Genomic DNA, 16,606 nt, shown 5'->3' on the forward strand with positions numbered 1-16,606 from the left:
CCATGCTGACCTCAGCCGCCACAGACAATCTGAAGATGCTGGTCGTTGACGACGATGACGTCGATCGGGAGCGGGTTCGGCGCTATCTCGATCGCAGCGCCTTATCTGTCGAGATTACCGAGGCTGAGTCCGGCTTTCAGGCGTTGCAGTTATTGAAGGGCGCGCAGTTCGATTGCATTGTTCTGGATAACCACCTGGGTGATACCACGGGCGCCGAACTGATTTCAAGAATCCAGTCAGAGGACCGCGCAGCTTGCCCCATCATCATGGTGACTGGTGCAGGCAACGAGGCGCTGGCGGTGCAGGCGATGATGGAGGGGGCATACGACTATCTTCCCAAGACGCATCTGTCTGTCGACGTGCTCCAGCGTTCTGTGCGACGCGCGGTTGAAATGCATCGGGTGCGTTGTGAGTTGCGTCAGATTCATGAATCACTGGAGCAGCGTGTCGACGAACAGGCCGCAACCATTCGCCAAAGCGAGAAGGACTTGCGTGCGCTGGTCGACAACTCTCCCATGGCCATGGCGTATTGGGATCATGAGGGGCGCTGCCGCTTTGGCAATTTCTGCATGGAACAGTGGTTCCAGATTCCTGGCTCGCAACTCAAGGGCATGGCCTTGACCGAAGTGCTGGGGCCGGCTGCTTATTCCAATGCCGCCAAACATGTGGCAAGGGCTTTGAAGGGCGAAGAGCAGGTATTCGAGCAGTTATTTGTGCGGTACGACGGATCGACCGCGCGGTGGGGCTTGTGGCAGTTGAAGCCGGATGTGAGTGATGACGGGACCTGTCTGGGCTTTTACTCGACCTTGTCTGACATCACCGTTCGCAAGCAAGTCCAAGAGCGCGTGGAAGAGCTGCTTCGCTTCAGCGATGCCATCATTCAGCATTCGCCAATCGGTATCGCTGTGTTTCAGGCAGACGGCACTTGCACACTGACCAATCAGGCCTTTGTTGAAGCGTGCGGTACTCAACTCAAGTCGATGGCGTCGTCCCTTTGGCAATACGTCACAGCCACTTTGGACGATGGTGTGCCGCGTCGCGTGGACGTGCCTTTGGGCCCGGTGCAGGGCGTGGCGCGGCAGTTCTCTTGTTCCCTGGCTCGGTTTGAGCGGGAAGGTCTGCCTCTGGTGTTGGTGATGGTGCGAGATGTGACGGAGCAGCTCTCGGCCTATGAGGCCTTGGTCAAGGCTCGGGATTCTGCTGAAAGTGCCGCGCGAGCCAAGAGTGCCTTTCTGGCCAATATGAGTCACGAGATTCGCACCCCCATGAATGCGATCGTGGGATTCTCGCGGTTGGTGCTGGAAGATGAGTTGCTGCCTTCGGTTCGCAGTTACATCGAGAAAATGCACACGTCGGCCTTGGCACTGATGGACATCCTTGATGATGTCCTTGACTACTCCAAGATCGAGGCAGGCTTCATGCATCTGGAGCGCACGCGCTTTGCCCTCGAAGATGTCATGCAACGATTGGCAGACTTGTTTCAAGCTCGCATCGAGCAGAAGAATCTCCAGTTCATTGTCGACCTCGCGCCAGACCTGCCTCGGTTTTTCCTGGGTGATCCGCTTCGCTTGTCGCAGGTCTTGACCAATCTGATTGGCAACGCCATCAAGTTCACTGACCATGGCCACATCCTTTTGCGTGTTCGCGCCGGATCCGGGCCGGATGAGGCTGGGCGCATGGCGTTGCTGTTCTCGGTTCAAGACACGGGCGTTGGCATTGCGCAGGAAATGCAGTCGAGGCTGTTTGAGGCCTTCATTCAAGGCGATGGCTCGATCACCCGGCGTTTCGGTGGAACGGGTCTAGGCCTGGCGATCAGTAAACGTCTGGTCACCCTCATGCAGGGTCAAATCGGCGTACGCAGCGTGCTGGGGCAGGGAAGTGAATTCTGGTTTCACGTTCAGCTGGATGTTGCCGATGTGCAGGGCGTGCTGGATTCGGCTGCTGATGTGGCTGGGCAGCGTGCTTTGGTGATCGATGCCAATCACGCCTCCAGTCGCACCCTGCAGCGACAGTTGCGCTCCTGGCACGTTGTGCCTCACGCTGCCGCCGATGTCCTGGGTGGGGTGGCGCAAATTGAGCGGCTCAATCGCAAGGGGCTGTCGGTAGACGCCTTGGTCATTGATTTCTCGCTGCTTGGCTCTGACGGGGTGGCCCATCTGGCGCAGCTGATTGATCGGGCCAGGCTCGGGCGAGCGCGACCATTGAAACTGATTTTGACAGCCAGCCAAAGTGAGCGACTGGCAGCACAGAAAATGCATACCGATGTGACCGTGCATGCCGTCTTGGTCAAGCCCGTTCTGGCCTCGAAGCTATTGGAAGCTTTGCGACTGGAAGAGGCTGCTGATGCCTTGGTCGAGGTGGCCCGGTCGCAAGACTGGCAGTCGCGTTCTGACCGTCTGCGTGCGCTTGCCGTGCCGCTCCAGGGGGTTCGTGTCTTGCTCGTGGAAGATAACGAACTCAATCAGATCGTGGCTGATGAGTTTCTCAGGCGTTGTGGCATGGAGGTCACCATCGTCGATGATGGCGCCAAGGCCGTGGCGGCGGTGCGTCAGGGCGGCGTCGGCGCCTTCCAAGCTGTGCTGATGGACATGCACATGCCGGTGATGGATGGGTTGGAAGCGACGCGTCAGATCAAAGCCTTGCCGCAAGCGGTTGACTTGCCGGTGATTGGCATGACTGCGGCCGTCCTGCCTGAAGACCGCATTCGCTGCAAGGCGGCGGGCATGGTCGATCACATTGCCAAGCCGGTGATACCTGAGAACGTGATTGGCATTTTGCTCAAATGGGTGTCGCAACAGTCTTCCGGTGCAAGCGAGAGTCCAGATGAGGCGAGTCGGGTCGATGACATCGATTTGGATGCCTTGCGTGCGCGGGTGCACGGCAACGATGCCCTGGTATGGAAACTGTTGTCGGCCTTCGTGAGGCAGGAGTCTGATGCGGTGGCGGTCTTGAGGCAACAGGTGAGTCAGCTGGACATCGAGTCTGCGCGCAGGAAAGCGCATGATCTCAAAGGCAGCGCCGCGAATCTCGGACTGATGGCCTACTCCCAGGCGGCCTCACAACTGCAAGAGGTTTTGCGCAGCGGGCAGGGCGTAGATGAAGCCATCACTCAGTTTGAGTCGGCTCATCGGGCCTGTTTTCACGCTTTGCATGTCTTGTTGCAACAGGTGGGTGAGTAACGACTTCAACGCTGAGATCAACCTCTTGCGTTAGCCTGAAAAAACAGGTTATACTTTACGTCTTTGCCGGGGGTCGGTAGCTCAGTCGGTAGAGCAGCGGACTTTTAATCCGTTGGTCGCGAGTTCGAGTCTCGCCCGACCCACCAAAAAATTTTCAAAGACTTCGTTGTGACACAAAATTTGTGTATATAATGTGAGTCTTCGCTAGATAACCAGTTCTAGCGGTCTTCGAAAGAAGATACCAGGTGCGGGCTCTTAGCTCAGTTGGTAGAGCAGCGGACTCTTAATCCGTTGGTCGTAGGTTCGAATCCTACAGGGCCCACCAAAATTCCAAAGCCACCCAATCGGGTGGCTTTTTTATTTGGTTTGCTTGGCCTCGCCGGTCAAAAAGAATTGCCCACCTGCGCTGTAGTGAACCGTTCTGGGGCCGCCTGTTTCAAAGAGCCAGCGCCCTTGTCGGAAAACACTTGGATCGGCCCACGCAGCCAGTACTTCGACAATGAACAGGTCGTGTTGGCGCTGGTTGTGAGGTTCCGGCAACACCTTGCATTCGAGCCAGGCCAGACAACCGGCAATGAGCGGTGCTGCCACATGGCTTCCCGGACACAACTCAGGCAGTTCACGCAGTTTGTCTACGCTGTGCCCGCTGGCTGTGCCGGCATGCACGATGGCTTCAAGCATGCGGTCTGAGGGGATGTTGATGACCAGTTCGCCACTGCGTTCGATCAACTCCCGGCTGTAGGTCTGGCGGTCGATTACCACGGCCATTTTCGGCGGCGAAAAATCGACCGGCATGGCCCACGAGGCGGCCATCACGTTGCGCCGTCCTTGGTGGCAGCTGCTGATCAACGTCACGGGCCCGTGATTCAGCAGGAGGTAGGCCTTCTCCAGCGGCACGGGGTCGTGTGATGACTCGGGCTTGGCCTGCATGTCAGTCTTCATCACCGTCGTGCTCGTCGGGCTTGTCGGCGTCTTGTTGCGCGGCACGGATCAGAGACGACTCCAGTTCGCTGGCGTCTCGAACGAATGCCGATGTGGCGACCGGGGTAGCCAAGCGAAGCGATGGCGGCGGTAGAGTGGTCATGTACAAGGGCTGCAGCCAGCGATGCTGATTCGAGTAGAGCTTGATGGTTGGGGGGACCCAGATCAGCAGCGCCAGCACGGTCAGCGCCAGTGCGGCCCGGCGTTGTCGTTTGGGCCAGATCTGGCGCGCGCAGAACCAGCACGCGGTCAGCGCGCCGACGGTACTGGCCCAGCCCGACAGGTGAGACAGCACCGGCCATGAGAGCGAGTACGCCGCCAGGCTCATGCCAAGGGTCATGGCGCCCACCAGCAGATAGGCCACCATGCCGTGCTGCAGATGCTGCCAGAAGGGCATTTCGCGCCGGAAGATCTGGTTGATGATGCTCCACAAGCCACCCCACAGTGCGGCAAAGCCGAGGGTGGCGAGCAATTCATCGAAGTAGGCCGACCACGGGCTGCCTGGGGGGCTATCCAGCCAGTTGCTGCCTAGGTTCCAGGCGCATACCAGGCCGAGCAACAGCATGGCTTTCGGCGAAGGCAAGTAGCGGCGCCATTTACTTTGCTTGTGGTGGTGATCGAGGGGCAGGGGCAGTTCTGCCGCCATGGCCTGCATGGGATGGCGTAAACGCAGACGGGTCTGCCCCAACTCGATTTCTGCACCTGCTGGCAGGGCGTGCTGCTCGTCAACGGCAAGCGCAACGCCCTCGTGCCAGGCCCCATTCAGGCTATGAGGCAACTCGAGCAGCCAGCCCTCGTCTGTGGTGCGCAGGCTGGCGTGGTGCTCGGCGGTGTAGGGGTCCTCCAGCACGATGTCGCAGCCGAGTCCCCGGCCAATTCGAATGGGCTCGGGGCCCACGCGATAGCGGCCGATCACCTCGTCATGGCGATCCAGCAGTTCGATCAGTGCGCGCGCTTCCATCCGAACCCTTCGAGGTAATGAGCAGTCAGTTTCATGGCGTTGCCAAAGCTCACGCCGTTGGCCTCAAACTGTCCTTGCACGCCTTGCCGTTCATCGTCAACGGTGGCGGCCAGAACGGTCAGGTCGTACAAGCCTTTGAGTTTCTTGTAGGCGTTCATGCACACCACGGCCCGTACGGGCAGGCCATGGCTGTCCACGAACGACTCCTTGCACTGGGGCGCGGTACGTTCTTTGCCGGTGTTCATGCTGGCATTGGCGCCGAATCGCTGGCTGTACAGGCGCGAAAAACGCAAGGGGCCAATCTGCTTGCCATCCATGCGGTATTGCTCGAAGTCGAGATAGCCCAGGCGCAGGCTGTCGCGAATGAACAGGTTGTGCTCCATTCGGCAGCGTGTTGATTCGGTTCGAATGCCCTTGGCTTCGCTGGCCGTGTTGCCACCCCAGCAGCGCATGAACTGCTCTTGCGGCATGGGCAGGCGGTAGTGCTCGTGACCGCCATCACGCCAGGGTTGAGCGAGGAAGCGGCGGGTCAGTTCGTCCTGGTAGGCCAACACTTGCTGGGTGATGGTGGGCCACACTGGCGTAGCGAGGGGGTGTGTTTTGGTGCGTGAGCGCTCCAGCAGTGCCTGCGCATCGCCGCCAGGAACCAGGAAGCTGATTTGCTCGGCAAACACCATGGCCGAGACATTGATGCCGACGACTCGGCCTTCGTCATCGAGCACAGGGCCGCCGCTCATGCCGGGGTTGATGCTGCCTGCGTAGTAGATCAAGGGGTCGAATGACCGCTCGACCAGGCCATTGAAGTTGCCTTCAACGACCGCGAACGTGACATCGCGCGGGTTACCCATGGAGAAAATGCGTTCGCCTTTTGTCAAGGGCTGAGAAGCAGGGCGGAAGGGCAGCGCACCCCGGATGGCTGGGTGCCTTGCCGGCAGCCGGAGCAGGGCCAGATCATGTCTGACATCGATGTCAATTAGCTCGACTGGGCCCTCGAGTCCATCGGTTGTGGCGAAGCGAAGGCGGTAGCGATCGGGCTCCAGAGCGTACTGGCTGACGACATGGTAGTTGGTGATCAGCAAGCCGGACTCATCGACCAGAAAGCCCGAGCCGACGGACGCCTGGCTGTCTTGACCTTTCAGCAAGGTTCGCACTTGCAGCAATTGCAGTCGGCTTTGGTCGTAGATGCGCTTGGCCGACGCGGACAGACTGGGTGGGGCAGGCGTGCTGGCGGCGTTGGCGGGGGCTGGAGCGTGATGTCCGTCGTGAGGCCCTTGGGCCATTGCGCCCGAGGACAGGAGTAGTCCGGCGGCAGCGAGTCCGGCGTTCAGCAGCCGGGTGTAGGAGGCACGCATGTGGGCTTGGCTTGATCGATGGAGTGAAGGGTGTCCTCAATGGCAGGTAGCCATCGAGGTTCGCGTGTCTGGGCAATGTCGAGGGCGCGCTCTGCGGATTGTCTGGCCTCTGCTCGGCGACCGAGTTTCAGCTGGGTCTGCGCGAGGTTGTTCCAGGCCGCGGCGCTGTTGAAACGATGCGCCGCCTGTTCAAAATGCCGGGCGGCTTCCTGGTGCCGCCCCAGTGTCTGGAGTGCATTGCCCCAGGCCAGGTAACCGAGCAGCCGATCAGGCCAGCGTTGAACGAGGCTGGTCCAGACCGGAAGTTGGTCAGCAGCGGATGCCACTTGAGCGAAGCCCAAGGCCGCGCGTTCCGCTGACTCTGGTGTGACCGAGTTGGGGACGGTGCCGGGGCGTGCGACCACCATGCTCCAGTGCCGAGCGCGGCGCCATGTGTGCTCGAAGGTTCGCAGCGGCATGACCTCACGGGGGCTGGTGCCACTTCGCAAAACGATCTCGCCTCGGTCCAGATCGAATCCCATGACCACCGCGTAATGCCAGCGCGGTGCCCAATCGAGCCCGAGGTTGAGTAGCACGACAGGGCTGTGGCCGGCTTGGCTTTCGTCGAGCAAAGAGGTTAACTGGCCATTGAGCTCGTAGGCCAGGGCCCCGAACTGGCGAGGGCCAGACAGCATTTCAGCTTGAAGCGTGCCCGAGCGTTCAGGCAGAAAAACCTTGCCGGCGAGTGTTTGTTGGTCGGCAACGAGGCCCGCCTGAGTCAGCACCATCGCCAGCGCGGCCGGCCCGCAATAGTCGGGCTCTTGCAGAACGATCGGCAAGTTCGATTGTTCCCATTGGCGAGTGCCCTGCCAGGCCATGGATGAAGGGGTCGAAGACCCGAGCAAGGCGTCACTCTGCGGCGTGGCCGGCAGGAGGCCGCAAGCCGACAGCATCAAGGTGGCAGACAGGAGGATGGCCCCCTGTCTGATACCGAGGCGGGGTGCGATCAACGGCGAACCGAGCGGGTGAAGGGGAAGACCTTGGTCAGGCCCAGGATGTCGGTGACCAATAGCAGGACAAACAGGAAAACCAGAACGCCGAGAACATCGGAGGCGCCTGCGGGGGCTTGATCGATCTGGACGGCCAACAATTGAGCTTCGTCGTCGGTCAGGGCCGCGACGCGTGCTCGTACCTGGTCAAGGTTGACCCCTTTTTCGGCCAGGGCGGCTTGAAGGTCGGCGCGAGCCAGGGCCGCATCGATCTGGGCTCGTGCTGCACTGGCGTCAGGCAGGCCTGACTCAGCGGCCTGTGCGGCGGCGAACTCTTGGGTGGAAATGCTGGCGGCCTGCGCGGTGCTCCAGGCGCTCGACAACAGGACCGATGCGGCGACAACGGCCGAAATGCTGCGTTTGACTCGAGTCATGTCCGAAACTCCAGGTGATGAACAGGTTGAGAGTGAATCTTTTGTCAACAACAGTCGCTAAACTCGGCCCCTGTTGTTTTTCAAAGGGGATCGCTATGAATTCTGGCATGTGGATGCGCCGTGGCGCTGTGGTGTTTGGCACAACGTTCTTGTCGTTTGCACTGGTTGCCTGCGGCACCACCCCTGGCGGTGCAGGCCAGCAACAATCTGAAGGCGGCATGTTCGGCTGCAAGGGCCTGCCCAACTCGCAAGGCAAGAATGCCGCCATTGGCGCGGTGGCAGGTGCTGTGCTGGGCGGCGTCATTGGCAACCGCGTGGCGGACAACCGTGGTGTGGGCACACGCAATGGCGCCTTGCTGGGCGCATTGAGCGGCGCTTTGATCGGTTCGCAGTACAAGGCGTCGATCAGCCTGACTGAAATGCCCGATGGTTCGGTCAAGATGAACATCCCCGGTTCATTGCTGTTTGAAACCGGTCAATCCGCCGTCAAGCCTGCTTTCCAGCAAACGCTGGATCAGGTCGCCAAATCGCTGCGCGAGTACTGCGGTTTGCGCGCTCGTGTGGTGGGTCACACCGATGATGTCGGCGGTGATGCAGCCAACGACAAGCTGTCGATGGCCCGTGCGCAGTCGGTCATGCACTACCTGCAAGGCCAGGGCGTGCGTTCTTCCAACCTGAGCGCCGAAGGCCGCGGTGAGCGCGAGCCCATTGCACCAAACGATTCGGCAGATGGTCGCGCCCAGAATCGTCGCGTCGAGATCTTTGTGTCCGAGTCCAACTGAGTCTCAACAGGGCAGTGGAGATGCGTGCGTCGGGGTGGGCTGTGTTGGTGCGCGGGCTGATCGTGCTCGCACTCAGCGGCGGCCTGCTCTGGTGGGCGATTCTGCTTTGGGGGGCAGAGCATCACTGGTTGTTTGCCGCCCTCCAGTACGCGCCGTTCTGGGGGTGGTTGTTGCCCGTAGGGGCGGTGAATGTACTGGCGTTGACTCAGCCCTGGCGCTGGCGCCTTGTGGCCTTGGCCGCCTTGCTGGTGGTGCTGGGCCCGGTGATGGGGCTGGTGCTGTCCAAGGGCGATGAAGGGGCAGGGCGTGTGCGCCTGATGACCTACAACGTCAAGGCCTTCCTGAATATTCAGCAAACCGGGGGACTGGGGCGCTTGGCCTGGGAGGTGAACCAGCATGATCCCGATGTGGTGGTCATGCAGGACGCGGGAGAAGCGGGAGCCACGCGCCGCCCGTTGTCGGATGCCGCTCAAAAATTGATCGGTGATCGCGATTTCTATGCCTATGGCCAGTTCATTGTGGCCAGCCGCCTGCCGATGCGCGATTGTGCGCCGGCCTTCGTCTCGTATTTCAACGAAACGCATACCTATGTACATTGCGTGATCACCGCGTACGGGAAAGACATCGACCTGTACACGGTGCACCTGTTGTCGCCGCGGGAAGGGCTCAATGCCTTGCGTGCCAAGTCATTGGCCGGATCGACGAACTGGAAGAAGAGCTTTCAGGCCCGCTTGATCCAGGCGGGTACTTTGCGTGACCAGTTGCTGGCTCGCGAAACGCAGCGGCCCGTCATCATGGCCGGAGACTTCAATGCGCCTGAGCGCTCGATGGTAGTCCAGACCCTCTTGGGGGCGGGGCTGCGCGATGCGTACTCCGCCGCAGGCCTGGGCTATGGCTACACCCATGGACATTCCTTGCGCCCGGGATGGTCAATCAACCGGATCGACCACATTCTGGTCAGCGATGACTTAGGCGTGGCTCACTGTGACGTGGGCGGCAAAGAGGCTTCCGAGCATCGGCCTGTGATTGCCGATCTGCTGGTGCATCGCGACTGATCTGGCCTACCGCGTCGGGGCATTCAAGCGGCCAAGCGCCCCGGGCGTCGCCGTGCCGCCATCTCCCGTCCCATGCTCTTGAGGTTCCAGCTGGAAATGCGTGCTCGGGCCTCAGGGTAGATCAGCGATTCCTCCAGACGCATGTGGTCGTGGTAAAGCGCTGCGAACACCGGAACGGCATGTTCGAGCTGCTCAATGTTGTACCAGTTGTAGCCCGCTGAGATCGATTCGATCTGGGGAGCCAACTCCAACCAGTCTTCTTCGATCCAGCCGTGGTCTTGCTGAAGGCGCAATGTGGTGTGAATCAGTTGGTCATCGCCGCTGCTGATCAACTGTGGGAAGACGTGCTTCTCCTCATCCAGATGGTGCTGGCGCGCCGTGTTCATGAAAAACAGGAACAGACTCTTGGCGGTGTCTTGGGCATGACGATCAACACCGTTTTCCCGCAGATGGGAGACCAGTTGCGTCAGTTGCTGCAAAGCGGTCACGATTTGCTGGTGGGTGGCGTCCAGAACCTCAAATGGTTCCACGTTGGAAATCTCAGCTGAGGCCGAATCGGCAGGGGTCGAGGTGGCTGTCACAGGCATGTCGGCTCCTAGGGGAAATCACTGATTCATTCTCTCTGCCATCGCTTGGCTGGGCTTGCGTTAGGTCAACCCCGATAGAATCCTGCCCCTGCTGCGCAATCGGTTTGCGCCATGAGGAATCTCCGTGTCTGATCGTCTGTTCGTACTGTCGCAATACCTTCTGCCCAAACAGGCATTGACGGCCTTGGCCGGTCGCCTGGCCAATTTGCGTGGGGGTGGGGCGACGACCGCCTTCATCAAGTGGTTTGCGGGCAAGTACGGCGTGAACATGGCAGAGGCCGCGAATCCTGATTTCTCGGCGTATCCCACGTTCAACGAATTCTTCACCCGCCCCTTGAAAGCCGGGGCACGTCCTTTGGCAGACAAGGCTTTGGTGTGCCCGGTCGATGGCGCCATCAGCCAGTTGGGTGCGATCAAGAAAGACCAGATCTTTCAGGCTAAAGGCCACCATTACTCCACCCGCGCCCTGGTGGGGGGCGATGCCAAGCTGGCGGCTGAGTTTGAAGATGGCACCTTCGCCACGATTTACCTCAGCCCCAAGGACTATCACCGCATTCACATGCCCTGCGATGGGCGTCTGACTCGAATGATTTATGTGCCGGGCGATCTGTTCTCGGTGAACCCGGCCACGGCCCGCGGCGTGCCTGGCTTGTTCGCTCGCAACGAGCGGGTGGTGTGCGTGTTCGAAACGGCAACAGGCCCCTTTGTTCTGACCTTGGTCGGGGCCACCATTGTGGGCAGCATGGCCACCGTGTGGCACGGTGTGGTCAACCCACCCCGCACCCGCAATGTGCGCGAATGGCGTTACGACGACCAGAACATCGTGCTGAAAAAGGGCGATGAGATGGGGCGTTTCCTGTTGGGCTCGACCGTGGTTTTGCTGTTTCCCAAGGAAGGCCACGTTCAGTTCAACCCGGCTTGGGAAGCCGCTCGTCCGGTGCGCATGGGCGAGGCGATGTCGCGCAACTGATTGGCCGCGGTGCCATCGGCTTGATCGCCTTCGCCGCGATCAGTTCGGCCAGTCCAGAGAGCGTTGCGACTGAAAGGTCCGACCTTCCCCGGTGATCGGGTCCGTGAAGCTCACCGTTTGAGCCAGCAGCTTCAAAGGTTTGCTGTAGTCGGGGATGTGGTCTGGCTGCAGTACGGGGTAGTACAGATCGTTGACGATGGGCATGCCCAGGGCTGACATGTGAGCACGCAGCTGGTGCTTCTGTCCGGTGATGGGCTGCAGGCGATAGCGGCTCAGATTGCCGCGCTGCTCAAGAACGTCGATCACGGTCTCGGCATTGATGGGGCCAGCGACCTCTTCCATGGCCATGAACTGGGCGCTTTCCTGCAGCCGGCTACAGTGGGTGTAGGGCCAGCTCAGATCGGTGCGGGTGGGGGCGATGGCCTCGTACTGTTTCGAGATGGTCTTGTCGCGAAACAGGTGCTGGTAGGCTGCACGGGTGTGCGGTTGAATGGAAAACAGCACCAAGCCAGCGGTGTCCCGGTCAATGCGGTGCATCGGTGTGAGCGTGTCGATTCCCAGCTTGCGCTTGAGTCGTACCAGCAAGGTTTCCTGCACATAGCGGCCCGAGGGCACCACCGGCAGAAAATGCGGCTTGTCCGCCACCACGATCCACTGATCTTGAAACAGGACGGTTTCCTCAAACGGAATCGGGTGTTCGTAAGCCAGGCGCCGGTAGTAATAAACACGCGTTTGTTTGCGGTAGCGGGCCTCGGGGCCGAGTGTCTGGCCCTGCTCATCGAGCACTTCTCCGGCTTGCATGCGGGCCAGCCAATCTTCACGGCTCACAGCGGGAAGGCGATGCACCAGATAGTCGATCAGGCGCAGCCAAGGGCCGGGAGGCAGCACCAGTGAACTGGCACTGACGCCATCCACCGTGGGCGGGGTGAAGTTGCGGTTCATCGGGGCGCAGTGGCTGGCTGGCGCGATCAGGGGTCCAGACGATGAGCGCGTTCCAGGCGCCACTTTTCTTCTGGCTCGTTGGGGTCATAGACCTGGTCGATGGTGGTGGGCGTTTCCTGCAAGTGGGTGTCGATGGCGACCCGGCTGTCAAACACGAAGCACTCGCCTTGCCAGTCCTTGTTGGCATCGGGCAGGGTCAGGAAATAATTCAGGATGCCGCCTTCGAGCTGGTAAACATCCAGCCCCTTGTCCTGCATCCAGCCGCTCATTTTTTCGCAGCGAATGCCACCGGTGCAGTACATGGCCACCTTCTTGCCCTGGGCCTTCCATTCGTCAGCGTGCTCTTCCACGTAGCGCGGGAAGTCGCGGAAGTTATTGACCTTGGGGTCCACCGCGTGGTCGAAGTGGCCCAGGCGGTACTCGAAGCTGTTTCGGTTGTCCAGCACGACCACGTCGTCGCGTTGAATCAGTTCCCGCCATTGCTCGGGGGGCACATGGTTGGCCGCGGCGCGGTTGTCGGTCAGCCCGGTGATGCCGTCAATGCCAAAGGCCACGATTTCGCGTTTGCGGCGAATTTTCATCTTGAAAAATGGACGGGTTTGGCAGGGGCTGTGTTTGAACACGATGTCGGTGAAGGCTCCGCCAAAGCGTGGGTCGTGCCTCAAGGCCTCTTCTGCCTCGGTCAGGGCTGCCTCGGGGCCCGCCATCACACCGTTGATGCCTTCTTCGGCCACGATGATGCTGCCCATGACGTGACGGGTCACGTCGCGCAGGGCTTCGGCTACCGCGTCGGGGTCGGCCAGCGGCACGAATTTGTAAAACGAGGCGTGAATTTGATTCGCGGGTGCTTCAGGGGCATTCATGCCCGAAATTGTCGCATCGCAGAGCGCAGGGCGTTGAGCCGGGGGCATTCACTCCACGGCAAAATAGCGGGCTATGACAAGTCCTGCCACTGAATTGCTTTTGCCCGCCGGCTCGCTGGAAAAAATGCGTGCCGCTTTCGACTTTGGAGCCGACGCGGTGTATGCGGGGCAGCCCCGCTATTCCCTGCGTGCGCGCAACAACGAATTCCGCCTGGAGCAATTGCAGCAAGGCATTCAGGAGGCCAAGCAGCGCGGCAAGAAGCTGTACGTAACCAGCAACCTGATTGCGCACAACGACAAGGTGCGCACCTACCTGCGCGACATCGAACCTATCATCGAAATGAAGCCCGACGGCATCATCATGGCCGACCCAGGCCTGATCATGATGGTGCGCGAAAAGTGGCCCGAGGTGCCGATTCATCTGTCGGTGCAGGCGAACACCACCAACTACGCCACGGTGAAGTTCTGGGAAAAGATGGGCGTGCAGCGCATCATCTTGTCGCGCGAGTTGAGCCTGGACGAAATCGAAAAGATCCGTCAGGAATGCCCCAGCATGGAGCTGGAGGTGTTCGTGCACGGGGCGCTGTGCATCGCCTACTCGGGGCGTTGTCTGCTGTCAGGCTACTTCAACCGCCGCGACCCTAACCAGGGCACCTGCACCAATGCGTGCCGTTGGGAGTACAACACTTACCAAGGCACGCAAGCGTCTGACACGGGCGAGGTCATTCCCATCAAGCTGGAAGGTGACTTCAATTTCGCCAAAGAGCAGGAAGACGCCGAAAAGGCGTTCTCGGCCTGTGGCGATGGCAAGCGCCACCCGGCGGCCGATCAGGTCTACTTGATCGAAGAGGCGGGACGTCCAGGCGAGCTCATGCCCATCATGGAAGATGAGCATGGCACTTACATCATGAACTCGAAAGACCTGCGTGCGGTCGAGCACGTGGAACGCCTGGTCAAGATCGGCATCGATTCGTTGAAGGTGGAAGGGCGCACCAAGTCGCTGTACTACGTGGCGCGCGTGGCCCAGGTCTATCGCCAAGCCATTGATGATGCCAAGGCGGGGCGCCCGTTCAACAAGGACTTGTTGCTGCAACTGGAAGGCATGGCCAACCGCGGCTACACCGGCGGTTTGCTGGAGCGCCGTCCCGCGCAGGACTACCAGAACTACATCACCGGCCATTCGGAATTTCAGCGCAGCAAGTTCGTGGCCGAGGTGCGCGGCGTGGCCGATGGCTGGGCCGAGGTTGAGGTGAAGAACAAGTTCGCCGTGGGTGACCACATCGAAATCATTCACCCCAGTGGCAACCAGATTGTGAAGCTGGATGCGATGCGCAATATGGACGGCGAGGCCATTGAGGTGGCCCCGGGCAGCCCTTTGCATGTGCGCATTCCGCTGGAAGAGAAGTACAGCGGTGCGCTGTTGGCGCGTTTGTTGGAGCCGCAGGAGGCCTGATCGAATGCAGCGATGCTCCGAAAAGGGCGCGTCGCTGCCGATAGAGGCTTAGACCGGATGACGTTTTTTTGAGCGCAAGACGATCAGCGCGCCTATGCCAGCCAAGGCAAAAGCTGAGGGCTCCGGCACCGCCGTGATGGCGAACACTTCCATTTTCTGAATGGGGTTGAAGCGACTGTTGGGCACAATCGATTGGGTCAAGTCTTCGTCTGCTCCATAGGACCAAAGCCAGGAGTGCACGGAGCTGAGTTCGTGACCGACAAAAATGTCGTGTCCCCCGCCAAAAGTAGGGCCGTATGCTGAATTGTTATATGTTTGGTAGTCGCCCTGAAAATCCAGTCGCTGCGTTAGTTTGATATCTTTGGATAAGTTGAATATAAAAGCAACTTTTTCAGCCGGGTCTGGAGTCATGTTGTAGACATTATCGGAACTCCAAGACACCGGATTGTAGCCACCCACGATATTTGTTTCTCCGGTCGCCCCACTGGTTACGGAGAACAGCACGAATGTGGGGCCTTTCCCATCCACTTGCGCATGAAAGTCGTATGACGTGTCGTCAGCGTCCTTTGTGAAAATATTTGTGAGTTTAATCGGACCATTTCCAAGCCAGGCCTCAAGCTTGGCGGCTTTTGCATCGTCCAGTATTTCAGATGCATACCCTATTGGGGTGGCGTAAATCTGAATGGAAAAGGTCAATGCGCATGACATGATCAATATTGAACGCATGGTTTTCTCCTTTAAAACATGATGAGGTGCGTGGGCTTGATGGGCTGTCTGTCGCGTTTTCGGATGAAATCAGCAAGGCTGCCATTTTTCATTGGTGGATGAAAAATATTCCTTCGTGTTGTCGGTGTATATGTCCACTGCGTAATAATTGCTGTCCGTAAAGACTGCGACGCATGAGGTTCCGTTTTGGGCTCGTGCGAGTACTACGTAAACTGGGGTTCCATCAAAATAGCCAAGGTAGCCATATCCGGTCGTAGACAAGCAGGCATTTGAGTATTCAGTCTGTCTATTCAAGCTGTAGAGGCACTTCGTTTGGCTGTTGAATTTGAAGGCATCCCCGCTGGCATCCATGACGTTTTCGCCATTGCTGCTATTGAGCCAAGTAATGTAGGAGGTTGACGTCTGGCCTCCATTTTGGTTTCCTCCCGTGCCTCCGGTTATGGTTCCGCTTCCTCCGCCGACGCCATTGCATTGATAGCTCCAACCACTTGCATCAATGTCAATGGCCATCAGGCTGCCATCGCTGCAATATAAAACTGCCAGCTTTCCTCCGCCCGCCGCTGCGCTGAGATATACGCCACCAATCGCGCGGCCGTTGTTCATCAGATTGATGCCGGACAGTGAGAGGCCATTCAACTTGGTCTCGACTCCCCCACCAGGCCAGTAAAACATCTGTCCGTCTGAAGCGCGAAATCCAAATACCTTTCCGCTGCTGTCACGCACGCCAGCTCCGTTTACGCTGCCTTGCCATTGGAAATAGGTTATGGAGGTGCTGTTTCCTCCATTGTTTTGCCCGCCGCTATCCGAGTTGTCGCTGCTAACGGATGCGCCTCTCACATTGTCGTTGTAGAACGCTACCGTGATGCTGGTCGCCGCTTGGGGAAATTTCTCTTGGCAGGTTTGGCCTGTACCACTGAGTGACTTTATCTCTCCCGTTAGTTTGTAGTAGGCAACCAAATTTGCTGTGACAGCTTTGCCAGAGTCACTTCCGGGGTCAACATACTCCATGTCTTTAATGCAAACGGTATATGACGAGCCGTCTTTTACGCCCGTTACACCAAAGTAGGTGGAATCGGCTTCGTTGCTGCCACTGCCTCCGCACCCTGCTATGGAAAATACTATGAAAATTAATGCTAGGTATTTCATGAATAATCCTTTTGTTGAAGCGTTTCCGGGTGGCATTGCCGCTGCAATATTTGCTTGAGGTTAGGAAAATGAATGATTGCGAGCATCATGCAAATTGATGAGTGCCCCTCATGTGTGGGGGTGGTGTTTGCGCAAGTGAGTTAGGGCCGAATAAAGTCCGGGCAAGGGGGGGGCTGTGATGCCGCCTCGGCGCGTGGGGGACGCAAA

Annotated in this window: 15 protein-coding genes and 2 tRNA genes; 7 read left to right on the forward strand and 10 right to left on the reverse strand. The window is 59.1% G+C overall.

Going from position 1 to position 16,606, the window contains the following annotated elements; translation table 11 throughout:
* Nucleotides 1-2: 2 nt before the first annotated feature.
* From VFW72_RS01905 to VFW72_RS01915, 3 genes are all read left to right on the forward strand, one after another.
* On the forward strand, nucleotides 3-3,179 hold the full coding sequence (locus VFW72_RS01905; protein ID WP_329672565.1) for a response regulator: 3,177 nt from the start codon (nucleotides 3-5) through the stop codon (nucleotides 3,177-3,179).
* 70 nt (nucleotides 3,180-3,249) lie between these two features.
* Nucleotides 3,250-3,325: transfer RNA gene (locus VFW72_RS01910), tRNA-Lys, on the forward strand.
* A gap of 103 nt (nucleotides 3,326-3,428) precedes the next feature.
* Nucleotides 3,429-3,504, forward strand: a tRNA-Lys gene (locus tag VFW72_RS01915).
* 32 nt (nucleotides 3,505-3,536) lie between these two features.
* Here VFW72_RS01915 and VFW72_RS01920 read toward each other — a convergent pair.
* Genes VFW72_RS01920 through VFW72_RS01940 form a run of 5 tightly spaced genes read right to left on the reverse strand, consistent with a single transcriptional unit; the run spans nucleotide 3,537 to nucleotide 7,875 of the window.
* On the reverse strand, nucleotides 3,537-4,121 hold the full coding sequence (locus tag VFW72_RS01920) for a flavin reductase family protein (protein ID WP_329672566.1): 585 nt from the start codon (nucleotides 4,119-4,121) through the stop codon (nucleotides 3,537-3,539).
* The gene (locus VFW72_RS01925) at nucleotides 4,111-5,121 is read right to left on the reverse strand and encodes an FHA domain-containing protein (protein ID WP_329672567.1); all 1,011 of its coding nucleotides are present in this window, start codon (nucleotides 5,119-5,121) and stop codon (nucleotides 4,111-4,113) included. The genes VFW72_RS01920 and VFW72_RS01925 overlap by 11 nt, the downstream gene beginning before the upstream one ends.
* Nucleotides 5,103-6,473, reverse strand: a complete 1,371-nt coding sequence (locus tag VFW72_RS01930; protein WP_329672568.1) for a serine protease — start codon at nucleotides 6,471-6,473, stop codon at nucleotides 5,103-5,105. The genes VFW72_RS01925 and VFW72_RS01930 overlap by 19 nt, the downstream gene beginning before the upstream one ends.
* On the reverse strand, nucleotides 6,446-7,462 hold the full coding sequence (locus VFW72_RS01935) for a PA2778 family cysteine peptidase (protein WP_329672569.1): 1,017 nt from the start codon (nucleotides 7,460-7,462) through the stop codon (nucleotides 6,446-6,448). The genes VFW72_RS01930 and VFW72_RS01935 overlap by 28 nt, the downstream gene beginning before the upstream one ends.
* On the reverse strand, nucleotides 7,459-7,875 hold the full coding sequence (locus VFW72_RS01940; RefSeq protein ID WP_329672570.1) for a PA2779 family protein: 417 nt from the start codon (nucleotides 7,873-7,875) through the stop codon (nucleotides 7,459-7,461). The genes VFW72_RS01935 and VFW72_RS01940 overlap by 4 nt, the downstream gene beginning before the upstream one ends.
* 95 nt (nucleotides 7,876-7,970) lie before the next feature.
* Here VFW72_RS01940 and VFW72_RS01945 point away from each other — a divergent pair, with 95 nt between their 5' ends.
* Together VFW72_RS01945 and VFW72_RS01950 are read left to right on the forward strand one after the other, a co-directional pair.
* Nucleotides 7,971-8,657, forward strand: a complete 687-nt coding sequence (locus VFW72_RS01945; protein WP_329672571.1) for an OmpA family protein — start codon at nucleotides 7,971-7,973, stop codon at nucleotides 8,655-8,657.
* 20 nt (nucleotides 8,658-8,677) lie between these two features.
* Nucleotides 8,678-9,712, forward strand: a complete 1,035-nt coding sequence (locus VFW72_RS01950) for an endonuclease/exonuclease/phosphatase family protein (protein WP_329672572.1) — start codon at nucleotides 8,678-8,680, stop codon at nucleotides 9,710-9,712.
* Between the two features lie 23 nt (nucleotides 9,713-9,735).
* Here VFW72_RS01950 and VFW72_RS01955 read toward each other — a convergent pair whose 3' ends face one another.
* On the reverse strand, nucleotides 9,736-10,299 hold the full coding sequence (locus VFW72_RS01955) for a hemerythrin domain-containing protein (protein WP_329672573.1): 564 nt from the start codon (nucleotides 10,297-10,299) through the stop codon (nucleotides 9,736-9,738).
* A 124-nt stretch (nucleotides 10,300-10,423) separates the two neighbouring features.
* On the opposite strand from VFW72_RS01955, the gene asd reads away from it, so the two are divergent.
* Nucleotides 10,424-11,269, forward strand: coding sequence for an archaetidylserine decarboxylase (asd, locus tag VFW72_RS01960; protein ID WP_329672574.1), 846 nt, complete (start codon nucleotides 10,424-10,426; stop codon nucleotides 11,267-11,269).
* A 39-nt stretch (nucleotides 11,270-11,308) separates the two neighbouring features.
* Here asd and VFW72_RS01965 read toward each other — a convergent pair whose 3' ends face one another.
* Together VFW72_RS01965 and VFW72_RS01970 are read right to left on the reverse strand one after the other, a co-directional pair.
* On the reverse strand, nucleotides 11,309-12,211 hold the full coding sequence (locus VFW72_RS01965; protein WP_329672575.1) for a pseudouridine synthase: 903 nt from the start codon (nucleotides 12,209-12,211) through the stop codon (nucleotides 11,309-11,311).
* A gap of 26 nt (nucleotides 12,212-12,237) precedes the next feature.
* Nucleotides 12,238-13,074 carry a rhodanese-related sulfurtransferase gene (locus tag VFW72_RS01970; RefSeq protein ID WP_329672576.1) on the reverse strand — a complete coding sequence of 279 codons (837 nt, stop codon included), beginning with the start codon at nucleotides 13,072-13,074 and terminating at the stop codon, nucleotides 12,238-12,240.
* Nucleotides 13,075-13,147: 73 nt separating this feature from the next.
* Between VFW72_RS01970 and yegQ the strand changes: the two genes are divergently transcribed.
* Entirely contained in the window at nucleotides 13,148-14,527 is a 1,380-nt protein-coding gene (gene yegQ / locus VFW72_RS01975) for a tRNA 5-hydroxyuridine modification protein YegQ (protein WP_329672577.1), read from the forward strand.
* A gap of 48 nt (nucleotides 14,528-14,575) precedes the next feature.
* Here the strand turns inward: yegQ and VFW72_RS01980 are convergent, their stop codons facing one another.
* On the reverse strand, nucleotides 14,576-15,253 hold the full coding sequence (locus tag VFW72_RS01980; RefSeq protein ID WP_329672578.1) for a PEP_CTERM-anchored TLD domain-containing protein: 678 nt from the start codon (nucleotides 15,251-15,253) through the stop codon (nucleotides 14,576-14,578).
* A 69-nt stretch (nucleotides 15,254-15,322) separates the two neighbouring features.
* The gene (locus VFW72_RS01985; RefSeq protein WP_329672579.1) at nucleotides 15,323-16,399 is read right to left on the reverse strand and encodes a hypothetical protein; all 1,077 of its coding nucleotides are present in this window, start codon (nucleotides 16,397-16,399) and stop codon (nucleotides 15,323-15,325) included.
* Nucleotides 16,400-16,606: the final 207 nt, after the last annotated feature.

The sequence above is a fragment of the Aquabacterium sp. genome, from assembly GCF_036273115.1.
Classification (GTDB): domain Bacteria; phylum Pseudomonadota; class Gammaproteobacteria; order Burkholderiales; family Burkholderiaceae_C; genus Aquabacterium.

Excerpts from the sequence above, each read along its gene's own strand:
- VFW72_RS01940 (WP_329672570.1), bottom strand. The coding sequence starts at position 7,875 with ATGACTCGAGTCAAACGCAGCATTTCGGCCGTTGTCGCCGCATCGGTC.
- VFW72_RS01955 (WP_329672573.1), bottom strand. The coding sequence starts at position 10,299 with ATGCCTGTGACAGCCACCTCGACCCCTGCCGATTCGGCCTCAGCTGAG.
- VFW72_RS01925 (WP_329672567.1), bottom strand. The coding sequence starts at position 5,121 with ATGGAAGCGCGCGCACTGATCGAACTGCTGGATCGCCATGACGAGGTG.
- VFW72_RS01965 (WP_329672575.1), bottom strand. The coding sequence starts at position 12,211 with ATGAACCGCAACTTCACCCCGCCCACGGTGGATGGCGTCAGTGCCAGT.
- VFW72_RS01905 (WP_329672565.1), top strand. The coding sequence starts at position 3 with ATGCTGACCTCAGCCGCCACAGACAATCTGAAGATGCTGGTCGTTGAC.
- VFW72_RS01970 (WP_329672576.1), bottom strand. The coding sequence starts at position 13,074 with ATGAATGCCCCTGAAGCACCCGCGAATCAAATTCACGCCTCGTTTTAC.
- VFW72_RS01985 (WP_329672579.1), bottom strand. The coding sequence starts at position 16,399 with ATGAAATACCTAGCATTAATTTTCATAGTATTTTCCATAGCAGGGTGC.
- VFW72_RS01920 (WP_329672566.1), bottom strand. The coding sequence starts at position 4,121 with ATGAAGACTGACATGCAGGCCAAGCCCGAGTCATCACACGACCCCGTG.
- VFW72_RS01930 (WP_329672568.1), bottom strand. The coding sequence starts at position 6,473 with ATGCGTGCCTCCTACACCCGGCTGCTGAACGCCGGACTCGCTGCCGCC.
- VFW72_RS01950 (WP_329672572.1), top strand. The coding sequence starts at position 8,678 with ATGCGTGCGTCGGGGTGGGCTGTGTTGGTGCGCGGGCTGATCGTGCTC.
- VFW72_RS01980 (WP_329672578.1), bottom strand. The coding sequence starts at position 15,253 with ATGCGTTCAATATTGATCATGTCATGCGCATTGACCTTTTCCATTCAG.
- yegQ (WP_329672577.1), top strand. The coding sequence starts at position 13,148 with ATGACAAGTCCTGCCACTGAATTGCTTTTGCCCGCCGGCTCGCTGGAA.
- VFW72_RS01945 (WP_329672571.1), top strand. The coding sequence starts at position 7,971 with ATGAATTCTGGCATGTGGATGCGCCGTGGCGCTGTGGTGTTTGGCACA.